This window comes from Actinoplanes sichuanensis (assembly GCF_033097365.1).
GTDB classification, from domain to species: Bacteria; Actinomycetota; Actinomycetes; order Mycobacteriales; family Micromonosporaceae; genus Actinoplanes; species Actinoplanes sichuanensis.
Window position 1 is genome coordinate 2,278,119 of the sequence record NZ_AP028461.1, and the last position, 12,410, is coordinate 2,290,528.

Consider the following 12,410-nt stretch of genomic DNA (forward strand, 5'->3'; position numbering starts at 1 on the left):
GTCGGCGCAGCTGCTGGTCAGGGCCTTTTGCGGCGCGCCCGGCGGGGTTCGAAGCCGCCGCCGGTGGGTTTCGGCGGCGCGTGGGTCAGTGGGGGAGTGGGCCGCCGGTGAGGACGATCGCTACCCCGGCTGCGGCGGCGGACAGGAGGGTCAGGACCGGGCCCCGGCGCAGCCCCAGGGTCAGGATCGCGGCGCCGGCCAATACCGCGAACTGCCATGGCTCGGTCAGGGCGCGGGCCAGCGGGATCGCGGAGCCGAGGATCGCGCCGATCGCGGCGGGGCCGGCGCCGTCCAGGAACGCTCGTATGTAGGTGTTGCCGCGTAGCCGGTCGAAGCGGTGTGCGCCCAGCAGGATGAATGTGAAGGACGGACTGAACGCCACCAGTGCGGCCAGCAGGCCTCCGCCGAGTCCGGCTGCGGCGTAGCCGACCACTGCGACCGTGTGCACCACCGGGCCGGGGGTGATCTGGCCCAGGGCCACCGCGTTCAGGAACTCCGCCGCCGTCATCCAGTGGTGCTGGTCGACCGCGTCGGCCTGCATCAGCGGGATGATCACGAAGCCGCCGCCGTAGGAGAGCGCGCCGACCTTCAACGCGGTCCAGGAGAGGGCGGCCAGCACTCCGGTGCCGGTGGCGGTCGCCGCCAGCAGCGGTACCGTGGCCCGGCGACCCGGGCGGGGCGGTGGCACCCGCTGGACGATCACCTCGGCCACACCGCAGGCCACCAGCAGCAGCACCAGCCATGGTCCGACGGTTGCGGCCGCGACCGCCCCCAGCAGCAGGTAGATCGACCAGCGCAGCCGGCTGCTCCGCTCGGCGGCCCGCTGCCAGCCGGGCGGCATGAGACTCCACCCGGCCTGCACCGCGATCGCCGCCACAGCCGCACCGGCGCCCGCCCCGGCGGCCCGCACCCACGTCGGTGGGTCGCCCAGGAACAGGACCGCCAGCGCCAGGATCGCCACCAGCCCGGGCAGGATGAACGCGGCCCCGCCGACCAGTGCGCCGGTCCGGCCCCGGACCCGCCACGCGCAGTAGATCGCGAGCTGGGTCGACGATGGGCCGGGCAGCAGGTTGCAGGCGGCCACCGCGTCCTCGAACTCGCGCGCGTCCAGCCAGCCGCGGTCGTCGACGCACAGTTTCCGCAGCAGGGCGATGTGCGCGGGCGGACCGCCGAAGCCGATGCAGCCGATCCGGCCCCACTGTGCGAGCACGGTGCCGAGCCCGGCCCGTGGGGTGGTGACGGTCATCAGGTGCGGGCCGGCTGGAAGAGCTCGATCGGGTTGCCCGCCGGGTCGTCCAGAACGATCTGGCGGCCACCCGGGCCGGTCACCACGTCGTTGCGGAACGGGATGCCGGCGGCGCGCAGACGGGTCACCTCGGTGTCGATGTCGTCGACGATCAGGTGGATCCGGTTCCACCCGCCGGGCTGCGGCACCCGGCCGTCGGGCATCGGGCGGCCCGCCGAACTGGCCGGACCGGAGAGCAGGAGCCGCAGGTTACCGCGGCGCACGTCGGCGAACGCGGGCAGGAACGAGGTGATCGGCTCGAACCCCAGGTGCGCGGTGTAGAAGTCGAGCGCGGCCTGGACGTCGTCGACCAGGTAGCGGACGCTGACTGTGTTGTCGCTCATGATTCCTCCGCGAGTGTGTGCAGGAAGAAGCCGATCCGCTCGGTGAGCTGGTCGGCGACGTGATCGAAATCGGTCGGCGCGACCGGCTCGGGAATGCTCCAGTGCGCCTTGCGTGGGCGACCGGGCGACACCGCCCGGTCTCGGCCGTCAGGCGACACCGCCTGGCCCGGGCTGTCAGGCGAGATCGCCTGGCTCGGGCCGTCGAAGGACGGGCACACCTCCTTCACGCGGTCGCACAGCGTGATCACGTGATCGAAACCGCCGGTCAGCTGGGACACGTGTGTGGGACCGGTCTCGGGAGGAGGTATCCCGCGTGCGGCGAGAGCGCGTACGGCGTACCGATGAAGGGGTTTGGGGTTGACTCCCGCGCTGTAGACCTCGACCCCGTCGGTGGTGAGCCGCCGCAGAACGGCCTCCGCCATCGGTGATCGCGCGCTGTTTCCGGTGCACAGGAACAGCACTCGGACCCGGCTGGGGCGCGCGGGTGCCGGCGGGCTCAGCCGCAGCGCCGGATGGAGGGCGGCGCCGGTGCCGGTCAGCATCGCCGAGCAGCGGGCCAGGTGCAGCGTGTAGTAGGTGTCGCGGCCGTCGGCGCTGCTGCGTCGCGCGGTGACCAGGCCGGCTTTGCGCAGCTTGCCGAGATGGTACGAGATCAGGTTCTGCGGTTGGCCGAGCCGGTCGGTCAGCTCGTGGACGGCCAGGTCGCTGCCGGCGAGCGCACTCAGCAGCCGCCACCGCACCGGATGGCCGGCCGCGGTGAGGAACGCCGGAGGCGCGTCGGTCCCCATGCCCGAACAATACATCAAATCGATTTGATGTAACCTCTTGGAGTGTCGTTGGTGAGGTCGGCCGGCCTGCAGAGGTTCCGGCAGACCGTGGAGGCGCTGGGCGGGGACGCGGATCAGTTCGCCCGCCGGGCCGGCCTGCCGCCGGACGCGCTCGACGCCGACGATCTGCTCGTCGAGGACACCGCGATCGCCGCCGTCCTGGAGCTCGCGGCGGCCGCCCTGCACTGCCCCGACCTGGGCCTTCGGGTCGCATCGGCGCAGGAGATGAGCCTGCTCGGGCCGCTGGCCGTGGCGATCCAGAATTCACCGTCGGTGGCCGACGCGATCGAGTGCACCTCGCGGTACATGTTCGTGCACGCCCGTGACCTGTCCCTGTCGGTCGTGCCCGATCCGGACGGGACCGCCGGGGTGACCGGATTGCGATACACGTTCGGCGCCTGGATCCGGCCGCTGCCGCAGGCCACCGAGATGACCATGCTGTTCCTGCATCGGGCGGTCGGGTTCCTGGTCGGCGGCGGGTATGGGTTGCGGTCGGTGGATCTGCCGCACGAGCCGGTCGCGCCGGCCGCCCGCTATCGGGAGGTGTTCGGGGCGAGTGTGCGGTTCGGTCGGCCCGCGGCGGTGCTGCGGGTGCCGACCAGTCTGATGCGGCAGCCGCTGGTCGGGGTCGACGCCACCCTGCGCGGCCTGGCGCTGGCGTTCCTGTCCCGGCAGTCACCCGGTCCGCGGGCCGGCCCGGCCGCCCGGGTGCGCGCGGTCGTGTCGCAGGCGCTCGGCACCGGGCCGACCGAGCTGGCCGACGTGGCCCGGGCGCTGGCCGTGCATCCGCGTACCCTGCAACGGCAGTTGGTCGAGGAGGGGCAGGGCTTCGCCGGGATCCTCGACGACGTGCGACGGGCCCGCGCCCGTGCCTACCTGACCACCACGGACATGCCGTTGGCGCAGGTCAGTCGCCTGCTCGGGTTCGCCGAGCAGGCGGTGCTGAGCCGTTGCGCCCGCCGCTGGTGGGGGATGAGCCCGACCGCGTTACGCAAACAGGCCGCTCAGCGGTAGGTGAGCAGTCGCGGGTCGGCCTCGACGTGGGTGTGCTCGTTGAACGTGGACAGCGACAGACCCCGGCTCCCGACGATCACCTTCGTGACGCCGGTGTTCACCGAGACCCGGTTGAGGGCCGCCCAGGCGGCGGCCGATCCGGTGGTGAGCAGGCTGGCGGCCATCGCGATCGGGCCGCCCGAGCTGACCACGAGGACGTCCCGGTGGCCGCGCAGTCGTTCCAGCGCCGCTGTGACACGCTCCTGGAAGGTCGGGAACGACTCGGTGTACTCGGTGTCGTGATCGCCGGAGCACCAGCGGGCGGTGGCCGCCTCGAAGATCTCCTGGAACGCCCGGGGCGTCGTCGCGGCGCGGAAGTCGGGCTGGTGGACCGTCACGACGTGATGGAAGTCGAACTCGTTCCAGCCCGCGTCGACGACCGTCTCGACCGGCTCCTTCAGGCCCTCGACGATCCCGGTCGCCGTCTCGTCGTGGCGGCGCATGTCGCCGCGGACGATCAGCGTGGGCCGGATGCCACGGTCGGCGAAGGACCTTCCGAGGGTACGGGCCTGCTCGTGCCCGATCTCGGAGAGTGCGTCGTAATCGTCGGCACCGAACGACGCCTGACCGTGCCGGATCAGCAGGAGACGGGCCACCTCAGTCCTTTCCGGCGCGGATGATGCGCAGGCAGCGGCGTTCCAGCATCAGACTGGCGATCCAGAAGTTCCGGAACGCCGGATTGCGGGTCTGCCGGTGGTAGTAGCGGTAGTAGATCTGCTGCACGATACCGGCCAGCCGGAACAGCCCGAACACCTCGTGGAACGCGGTCATCCGCAGCCCGGTCCGCGCGTGGTAGTGCTCGATCACCTCGCGGCGGGTCAGCATCCCGGGCGTATGGGTGGGCTGACGCCGGAACATCCGGAACAGCCATCCGTCGTCGGCCTGCACCCAGTAGGCGAGCGCGCTGCCCAGATCCATCAGCGGGTCGCCGAGCGTGGCCATCTCCCAGTCGAGCAGCGCCACCGGCCGGGTCGGGTCGTCCGGGGCGAAGACCACGTTGTCGAACCGGAAGTCGTTGTGGATCAGGCAGATCCGCTGCTCGGCGGGCTGGTTCGCCTCCAACCAGCGGATGACCCCGGCAAACGAGCCGACATTTCGGGTACGGGCCGAGCGGTACCGATCGGACCAGCCGGCCACCTGCCGTGCCACATAGCCGGTGCCCTTACCCAGGTTGTCCAGTCCGGCCGCGGCCGGGTCGATGCCGTGCAGGTCGACGAGCAGGTCGACGACGCCGGTGCAGAGTGTGCGGACCCGGTCCGGGGGCAGGTCGACGCCGAGTTCCCGCCGGGGGATGTGGCCCTCGACGCGTTCCATCACGTAGAAGGGCGAGCCGATCACCGACTCGTCCTCGCAGAGCGCGACCATCCTCGGCACGTAGGGGAAGACCGGGGCCAGGGCGGACTGGATCCGGTACTCACGGGACATGTCGTGGGCGGTCGCCGCCTTCCGGCCGGTCGGCGGACGGCGCAGGATGAGGTCCCTCTCGCCGGTCCTCAGCAGATAGGTGAGGTTGGATGCACCGCCGGAGAACTGTCGTACCTCGGGCGTAGTTTCCAGACCGAGCCAGGCGGTCACCGCGTCGACGTCGAAGGCGTCCTCCGCGCGGACCGGCCCGGTCACACCATCCGCCGCACGACGGAGAGGGGGAGCAGCCGCATCGCCGCGCCGATCGGCACCCACGGCCACGCCGGGACGTAGGCCTTGGCCTTCCGTTTCTCGATCGCCGCGACCATCGCCCGGACACCCGTGGCGGTGTCCACCATGAACGGGGTCTTCTGTTGCACGTGCTCGTTCATCTCCGACCTGATGTACCCGGGGTAGATCACCGACACGTCGACCCCGGGGATCCGCTCCGAGCGCAGCCCCTCGGCCAGCGCGGCCACCCCGGCCTTGGTAGCGGCGTAGGTGGTCATCGACCTACGCATGCCCCGCAGCGCCGACATCGACGAGATGATCACCAGGTGACCGCTCCGCTGCGCGCGGAAGATCTCCAGGGCCGCCTCGGCCTGGGCCAGCGCACCGAGGAAGTTGACCCGGGCGGTGTCCCGGTTCGCGTCCGGGCGGCCGGTGCCCAAGGGTGCGCCCTTGCCGAGCCCGGCGTTGACGATCACCCGGTCGACGCGGCCGAACTCGGCGGCGAATTCCCGGAAGACGGTGAAGACCGCCTCGTCGTCGGTGACATCGAGCGGTTTCACGAGCACCCTGGTCGGCAGTTCGTCGCGCAGCTTCTCCAGCCGGTCGACCCGGCGGGCGCACAGGGCCAGGTCATAACCCAGGGCCGCGAACTGCCTGGCCATCTCCTCGCCGAGGCCCGCGCTGGCCCCGGTGATCAGCACGACACCCTTACCCACGCGGCACCTCGGCCCGTTCCTCGCGGCGGATCTTGGCGCCCAGGGCGAACATCTTCCGGTCGTAGAGGAACCGGGCGAACCGCTTGGCCCGGTAGGCCGTGCGGCCGTCCGAGTCCGGCAGGATCAGGAACTTACCGGCGTCCACGTCGTGCACCACCCGGGCGGCGATCTCGTCGGCACCCCGCCGGGCGTTGTTGATCAGGCGGACCGCGCCCTCCTCCATCTGCGGGTCGTCACCGGCCAGCGACTGCGCCAGGTTGGTGCGGAAGAACGACGGGCACACCACCGACACCGCGACACCCCACGGCCCGAGCTCGTACCGCAGCGACTCCGACAGCGCCACCACCGCGGCCTTACTCGCGTTGTAGCTGCTCATGGAAGGTGGATGCATGAGACCGGCGGCCGACGCCACGTTGACGATGTGGCCCGAGCCCTGCTCCTTGAACAGCGGCGTGAACGTGCGGCACCCGGTGACCGCGCCGAGCACGTTCACCGTGAGGACCCGCTGCCAGTGCTCGGCGCTGAGCCGGTCGATGCGACCACCGGCGGCGATGCCCGCGTTGTTGACCAGGATGTCCAGGCCACCGAGCTCGTCGCGGACCCGTTCCAGGGCGGCCGCCCAGTCGGCCTCGGAGGTGATGTCCAGCCGGTGCTCGGCCTTGTCGGAGACATCGGTGACCAGCACCCGGTCGCCGCGGGCGGTGAACCGGGCGGCCAGTGCGGCGCCCAGGCCGGAGGCGCCACCGGTGATCAGGACACGTTTCATCGGGCTGCTCCATGGTTGGTGAGTTCGAGTCGGGCTATCAGACCACGGTGCACCTCGTCCGGCCCGTCGGCGATCCGCACCGCGCGTGCCGCCGTCCACGCCGAGGCGAGCGGGAAGTCGCTGGAGAGGCCGGCGCCGCCGTGGATCTGGATGGCGAAGTCGATCACCTGCTGGGCGACGTTCGGGGCGGCCACCTTGATCTGACTCACCTCGGACAGTGCGGCCATCGGCCCGCCGGTGTCGAGTTTCCAGGCCGCGTGCTGGATCAGCAGCCGGGTCGAGTTGATCGCGATCCGGGCGTCGGCGACGCGTTCCCGGTTCCCGCCCAGGTTCATGATCGGCTTGCCGAAGGCGGTGCGGGCCAGGCCACGTTCGCAGGCCAGGTGCAGGGCACGCTCGGCGAGACCGATCATCCGCATCGCGTGGTGCACCCGGCCCGGTCCGAGCCGGCCCTGCGCGATGGCGAACGCCTGCCCCGGCCCGGCGATGATGTTCGCGACCGGGACACGGACCCCGGTGAACGACACCTCGCCGTGTCCGAACGGCTCGTCGAGGAAGCCCATGGTGTCCAGCATCCGCTCGACCTTCACCCCGGGTGTGTCGATCGGGACCAGGACCATCGAGTGCCGGGCGTGGCGGTGCGCGTCCGGATCGGTCAGGCCCATCACGATCAGCACCCGGCAGTCCGGGTGACCGACGCCCGTGGTCCACCACTTGCGGCCGTCGAGCACCACCTCGTCACCGTCGAGCACCGCGGTGAGCTGCATGTTCGTGGCATCCGAGGACGCGACGGCGGGCTCGGTCATGGCGAAGCCGCTACGGATCGTGCCGTCCAGCAGCGGGGTCAGCCAGCGGTCCTTCTGCTCCGGCGTGCCGTATTTCTCCAGGACCTCCATGTTCCCGGTGTCGGGCGCGTTGCAGTTGAAGACGTACGGCGCCAGGAACGACCAGCCGGTGGCCTCGGCGATCGGCGCGTAGTCGACGTTGCTCAGCTCCGCGAAGAGGTTCCACAGCCCCCGCTCGCGGGCCTGTCGCTGCAGCGCGCGCACCTCGTCCGGGACCTGCCAGGACACCGGTTCGCCGGCCCGCGCGCCATGGAGAGCGCGCTCGACCGGCGCGATCTCGGCGTCGATGAAGTCCCGCACCGCCCCGGTCAGTTCCGCGGCCCGCGCAGAGGGGGAGAAATCCATGCACACACGCTAAGACCCGGCCAACGGCCGGACTTGATCCAAAGCGACAAACATTTGATCCGGTACGACACCGGCGCGCCCGACCGGACATGAGGCGTCCACGCCGCACCCGGTGCTGTGCGCCGGTGAACCGCCACAGACCGCGGGGCGGTCAGTGCAGCCGGACCGCCCGGGACTCCAGGTAGCGCTGCTCCGGGCGGCTCAGCGTCAACCGGGCCGCCAGGCGGTACTGCTCGCGCGCCCCGGAGTGGTCGCCGGCCATCTCCAGCAGGTGCGCCCGCACGGCCGCAACCCGGTGGCGCATCGGAACCTCGGTCACCCGGTCCAGGGCGGCCAGCCCCGGCTCCGGACCGTGGACCATGGCGCTCGCCACGATCCGGTTCAGCGTCACCACCGGGCTCGGGGCGAGGGCGTGCAGCATTCCGTACAGAATGAGGATCTGTGGCCAATCGGTGTCCTCGGGCCGCGCCGCCTCGTCGTGGATCGCCGCGATCGCGGCCTGGACCTGCACGGGGCCGATCGGCGCCGACGCCAGCGTGCGGGTGATCAGCGCGACGCCCTCGGCGATCATGCCCGCGTCCCAGCGGCCGCGATCCTGTTCGGCGAGCGGGATCAGGGCGCCGTCCGGTCCGGTCCGGGCCGGCCGCCGGGCGTCGGTGAGCAGCATCAACGCCAGCAGCCCGGCGGTCTCCCCGTCGTCCGGCAGCCGCCGGTGCAGCTGCCGGGTCAGGCGGATCGCCTCCCGGGTCAGCTCGACCCGGTTCAGGGCGTCGCCGGAGCTGGCCGTGTGCCCCTCATTGAAGATCAGATAGAGCACGTGCCGGACCGCGGTGAGCCGTTCCTCGGGTGCGGACCTCTCGAACCCGACGCCGGACTCCCGGATCCGCTGCTTGGCCCGGCTGATCCGCTGGCCCACGGTCGCCTCCGGCAGCAGCAGAGCCCGGGCGATCTCCGCCGTGGTCAGCCCGCCGACCGCCCGCAGCGTGAGGGTGACCTGCGCCGGGACACTCAACGCCGGATGGCAGCAGAGCAGCAGCAGCGCCAGTTCGTCGTCGCCGCGGACCTCCGGTGCCGGGTCGTGCCGCACCGTCTCCTCCCGCCGTCGGCGGGCGGTCTCGTTGCGCAGCGTCTCGACCCGGCGGCGTGCGGCCACGGTGATCAGCCAACTCCGTGGCTGCTCCGGAACGCCGGACACCGGCCACTGCTGGACGGCCGCGATCAGCGCCTCCTGCACCGCGTCCTCACACGCCTCGAAATCACCGTACCGGCGCACCACGGCCGCCAGGACCTGCGGCGTGCACTCCCGCAGCAGGGCGGTCAGATCTCCCATGTGCTCATGTCGAGGATCGGGCGCACCTCGACCCGGGTGTACGCGGCGTCGGGGGCCTTCGCGGCCCAGGCCACCGCCTCGTCCAGGTCCGCGACGTCGATCAGATAGAAACCGGCCAGGTGCTCCTTGACCTCGGCATACGGCCCGTCGGAGGTGATCGTCCGGCCGTCACGCACGGACACCTGGACGGCCAGCGCCGGATCGCCGAGCCCTTCGCTCACCACCAGGACGCCGGCGTCGCGCATCTCCTCGGTCAGCCGCAGATGACCGAGCCCGAAATCGGTCCGCTGCTGATCGGTGAGCGTCTCCCAGACGGCCAGCGACTGCGGGTTCGACTGGATCAGGATCAGGTATTTCACGGAATTCTCCTCTGCTCTCACCCGGGATGTCGAAGCCGGGCCGGCCGGTTTCGACATCCCGGCATGAACGAGATCCAGGAAGTCATCGAACGGAAAGCGGCGCTGCTGGAGACCGGCGACGCCAAGGCCATCCTGTCCTACTACGCGCCGGGATACGTCGAGTACAACCTCGCCCCGCCGCTGCGCCAGCCCGGCGACCGCCACGACCCGGCCATCCTGGAGGCGTGGATGGCCGGCTTCGAGGCACCGCCCCGCCGCGAGGTCACCCGGCTGGAGATCACCACCGACGGCGACGTGGCCTTTGCGACGAGCATCGACAGCCTGAGTGCGGTGCCCCGCGGCTCGACCGAACGGTTCACCCTGTGGTTCCGGGTGACGCTGGGCCTGCGTCGGATCGACGGCCACTGGCTGGTCACCCACGAACACGAGTCCGTCCCGTTCGAAATGGACGGTTCCTTCCAGGCCTCCACCAACCTGACGCCGACCGACTGACCCGCGCGGCGATCCGGTGAGATCGCGGGCGGGCGCAACCTCACCGGATCGCCGAGAATGGGTTGCAACCTCGGATGGCGGTCGTTCCGTCGTGCCCGCAGAGACGTGTGGGAGGAGGGCCGTGAAAGGGTCCGAGGAGGACGAGTTCCGGGAGTTCGTGGGGACCCGGATGGAACGGTGGCGGCGGGCCGCGTTCCTGCTCTGCCATGACTGGCATCTGGCCGATGACCTGGTCGGAACCGTCGTGGGCAAGCTCTACGAGAACTGGCGGCGGGTGTCGGCCGCCGACAATCCGGAGGCGTACGCACAGCGTGTACTCACCCGGGCCTGGATCGACGAGCGCCGCCGACCGTGGCGGCGCGAACACCCGGCCGACGACGTGCCTGATCCGGGGTGGACTCCGCCCGATCAGGTCGGCGACCGGGAGCAGCTGATCGGGCTGCTGTCCCGGCTCGGGCGGCGGCAGCGGGCCGTCGTCGTCCTGCGGTTCTACTTCGATCGGTCGGTCGAGGAGACCGCGGAGCTGCTCGGGATCTCCGCGGGCACGGTCAAGAGCCAGTCGGCGCGGGCCTTGGAGGCACTGCGCACAGTCAGCTTCGTCTCGGGGAGGCGGCAGTGAATCAGGAGATGCTCGATCGGCTCATCGGGGCGGCGCCCCCGTCGACCGTGGACGTCGAGGGGGTGCTCCGGCGGGCCCGTCGGCGCCGGCGGATCCGGCATGTCGTGGCCGGTGGATCCACCGCGGTCGCGGTCGTCGCCGCGGTCGCCGCCGGCGCGAGCCTGCTGCCCGGAGCGAAGCCGGCTCCGCTGGTCGCCGCGACGCCGTCACCGGCGGTGCCGGCGTCACCGGTGGTGTCGGCGTCACCGGTGGTGTCGGCGTCGCCGAGTCCGTCGGCGTTCGCGTTGGAGGCCGACACCGACGGCGAGCGGCAGCGGATCCTCGACCGGCTGCAGCTCGTCCTGGAACAGGCGACGGCCGAGCACGCCCCGACGATCCGGTGGATCTACATGCCGGACGAGCCGGGGGAGAAGCGCACCCCGGACGGGCATCCGGTGATGTTCGCGCTGGACGACGACACGTTCCGGGCCCGCTCCGGGGTCACCGCCGACGGCCGTAAGGGCGGTTTCTACCTGTCGCTGCGTGCGACGGGTTGCGGGGCCGGTTCGTGCGAGCCGTTCTACGAGTGCGCGCCGCCGGTCGTCGACTGCCAGGCCACCCGTACCGCATCGGGGCTGCGTCTGGTCCGCTACGTCGACAAACCCGGCCACGGGTGGCGGTTCTACGGTGTCGACGTCGAACTCCCGGACCGCAGGCACGCGGTCCACCTGAGCGCGGTCAACTACTTCGGCGGCGACGGCAGCGAACCGTCGGCGCCCGCCCCGGTGTTCACCCGCGCCCAACTGGAGGCGATCGCCACCGACATCGCGGAGAAGATCACCGGCTGACCGGGTTGCGGTGCAACCGCCGCAGCACCAGGGCCAGATGGGTACGGAGCAGGCCGTCCGGGTCGCGCAGACTCCAACCGAGCAGGTGTTCGGCCTGGACGACCCGGTCCTGGAGGGTGGAATGGTGCAGCCGTAGCCGGGTGGCCGCGGCACGCAGGCTCGTCGTGGCGGTCACCGCGTGCAGGGTCGGCAGCAGCCACGGGGCGGCGGCCTGCTCCAGAACCCGGACGTCCGGCACAGCACCGGGTTCGGGAACCTGCGTCAGCATTGTCAGGGCGCCCAGTTCGGCGTACGAGATGATGGTTTTGCCGGGATCCTCGTCGGTGCCGGCGGCGGTGAACCGGACCGCGACGCGCGCCCCGTCGTGCGAGACCGGAAGGTCGAGGATCGGTCCGGCCGGGCCGATCCCGGCCCGGCCGCGCGGCGGATCCGCGTCCCTGTTCAGGATGCGGACCTCACCGCCGTGAAAGACCATGGCGTACGCCGTCCCGCCGGCCGCGAGACCGAGGAGCCGGGCGGCCCGCAGCCGGGCGTCGGCCGGAGCGGCCGGGTCGACGAGCAGTTCGATCATCGCCGGCTGGTCGGTGGCGGGCGCCCGACCCCGGGTCCGGTCGAGCACCGTGCGGGCGGCCGCCGCGGCGCGTTCCAGCACCATCGCGTCGACCGGCCCGGCCGTCCCGGACCGCTCCAGCCGCAGCGTGGCGGTGCCCGCGTCGGCTCCCGGCCAGGCGTCGTCATCAGGCGTTCCCGCTGCGGCGGTGCCGTCCGGCAGCACCCGGATGTGCACCCGCCGCACCGTGTCGTCGAGCCGGGCCGGGCATCCGGCCAGCACGGCCGCACCCCGCACGATGCTCTGCAGCCCGGCGCCCGCCTCGACCAGCCCGTCGAAGTAGGCGATCACCTGAACGGCCGCGCTGGCGTCGGCGTCCAGCGCGGCGAGACGTACCGCCAGGTCCTTCATGCCGCA

15 protein-coding genes are annotated in these 12,410 nt (G+C 71.6%); 4 read left to right on the top strand and 11 right to left on the bottom strand.

Features of this window, described 5'->3' with window-relative positions:
- Positions 1 to 85 precede the first annotated feature (85 nt).
- Genes chrA through Q0Z83_RS55750 form a run of 3 tightly spaced genes read right to left on the bottom strand, consistent with a single transcriptional unit; the run spans position 86 to position 2,417 of the window.
- Complete coding sequence (gene chrA / locus Q0Z83_RS10040) at positions 86 to 1,246, bottom strand: chromate efflux transporter (RefSeq protein ID WP_317793573.1); 1,161 nt, start codon at positions 1,244 to 1,246, stop codon at positions 86 to 88.
- Positions 1,246 to 1,629 (bottom strand): VOC family protein, encoded by a 384-nt coding sequence (locus Q0Z83_RS10045; RefSeq protein WP_317793574.1) that lies wholly within the window; start codon positions 1,627 to 1,629, stop codon positions 1,246 to 1,248. Before Q0Z83_RS10045 ends, chrA begins: the two co-directional genes overlap by 1 nt.
- Positions 1,626 to 2,417, bottom strand: coding sequence for a metalloregulator ArsR/SmtB family transcription factor (locus Q0Z83_RS55750; protein WP_378079059.1), 792 nt, complete (start codon positions 2,415 to 2,417; stop codon positions 1,626 to 1,628). The genes Q0Z83_RS10045 and Q0Z83_RS55750 overlap by 4 nt, the downstream gene beginning before the upstream one ends.
- Positions 2,418 to 2,459: 42 nt before the next feature.
- Between Q0Z83_RS55750 and Q0Z83_RS10060 the strand changes: the two genes are divergently transcribed.
- Entirely contained in the window at positions 2,460 to 3,470 is a 1,011-nt protein-coding gene (locus Q0Z83_RS10060; protein WP_317793575.1) for an AraC family transcriptional regulator, read from the top strand.
- Here Q0Z83_RS10060 and Q0Z83_RS10065 read toward each other — a convergent pair.
- From Q0Z83_RS10065 to Q0Z83_RS10095, 7 genes are all read right to left on the bottom strand, one after another.
- Positions 3,461 to 4,105 carry a histidine phosphatase family protein gene (locus tag Q0Z83_RS10065; RefSeq protein WP_317793576.1) on the bottom strand — a complete coding sequence of 215 codons (645 nt, stop codon included), beginning with the start codon at positions 4,103 to 4,105 and terminating at the stop codon, positions 3,461 to 3,463. The two genes, Q0Z83_RS10060 and Q0Z83_RS10065, sit on opposite strands and share 10 nt — an antisense overlap.
- Before the next feature lies 1 nt (position 4,106).
- A complete protein-coding gene (locus tag Q0Z83_RS10070) occupies positions 4,107 to 5,195 on the bottom strand; it encodes a phosphotransferase family protein (RefSeq protein WP_317793577.1) in 1,089 nt (362 codons plus the stop codon).
- The gene (locus Q0Z83_RS10075; protein ID WP_317793578.1) at positions 5,126 to 5,860 is read right to left on the bottom strand and encodes an SDR family oxidoreductase; all 735 of its coding nucleotides are present in this window, start codon (positions 5,858 to 5,860) and stop codon (positions 5,126 to 5,128) included. Before Q0Z83_RS10075 ends, Q0Z83_RS10070 begins: the two co-directional genes overlap by 70 nt.
- Positions 5,853 to 6,626 (bottom strand): SDR family NAD(P)-dependent oxidoreductase, encoded by a 774-nt coding sequence (locus Q0Z83_RS10080; RefSeq protein WP_317793579.1) that lies wholly within the window; start codon positions 6,624 to 6,626, stop codon positions 5,853 to 5,855. Before Q0Z83_RS10080 ends, Q0Z83_RS10075 begins: the two co-directional genes overlap by 8 nt.
- Positions 6,623 to 7,816 (bottom strand): acyl-CoA dehydrogenase family protein, encoded by a 1,194-nt coding sequence (locus tag Q0Z83_RS10085; RefSeq protein ID WP_317793580.1) that lies wholly within the window; start codon positions 7,814 to 7,816, stop codon positions 6,623 to 6,625. The genes Q0Z83_RS10080 and Q0Z83_RS10085 overlap by 4 nt, the downstream gene beginning before the upstream one ends.
- Positions 7,817 to 7,967: 151 nt before the next feature.
- Complete coding sequence (locus Q0Z83_RS10090; protein ID WP_317793581.1) at positions 7,968 to 9,146, bottom strand: RNA polymerase sigma factor; 1,179 nt, start codon at positions 9,144 to 9,146, stop codon at positions 7,968 to 7,970.
- Positions 9,134 to 9,505, bottom strand: coding sequence for a YciI family protein (locus Q0Z83_RS10095; protein WP_317793582.1), 372 nt, complete (start codon positions 9,503 to 9,505; stop codon positions 9,134 to 9,136). The genes Q0Z83_RS10090 and Q0Z83_RS10095 overlap by 13 nt, the downstream gene beginning before the upstream one ends.
- A 63-nt stretch (positions 9,506 to 9,568) precedes the next feature.
- On the opposite strand from Q0Z83_RS10095, the gene Q0Z83_RS10100 reads away from it, so the two are divergent.
- The 3 genes from Q0Z83_RS10100 (at position 9,569) to Q0Z83_RS10110 (ending at position 11,443) form a co-directional block, all read left to right on the top strand.
- A complete protein-coding gene (locus Q0Z83_RS10100) occupies positions 9,569 to 9,997 on the top strand; it encodes a YybH family protein (protein ID WP_317793583.1) in 429 nt (142 codons plus the stop codon).
- Positions 9,998 to 10,118: 121 nt separating this feature from the next.
- Positions 10,119 to 10,616, top strand: coding sequence for a SigE family RNA polymerase sigma factor (locus Q0Z83_RS10105; protein WP_317793584.1), 498 nt, complete (start codon positions 10,119 to 10,121; stop codon positions 10,614 to 10,616).
- On the top strand, positions 10,613 to 11,443 hold the full coding sequence (locus Q0Z83_RS10110; RefSeq protein ID WP_317793585.1) for a hypothetical protein: 831 nt from the start codon (positions 10,613 to 10,615) through the stop codon (positions 11,441 to 11,443). Before Q0Z83_RS10105 ends, Q0Z83_RS10110 begins: the two co-directional genes overlap by 4 nt.
- Here Q0Z83_RS10110 and Q0Z83_RS10115 read toward each other — a convergent pair.
- Positions 11,433 to 12,404: a helix-turn-helix domain-containing protein gene (locus Q0Z83_RS10115; protein WP_317793586.1), complete on the bottom strand. Its 972-nt coding sequence runs from the start codon at positions 12,402 to 12,404 to the stop codon at positions 11,433 to 11,435. The two genes, Q0Z83_RS10110 and Q0Z83_RS10115, sit on opposite strands and share 11 nt — an antisense overlap.
- Between the last annotated feature and the right edge of the window lie 6 nt (positions 12,405 to 12,410).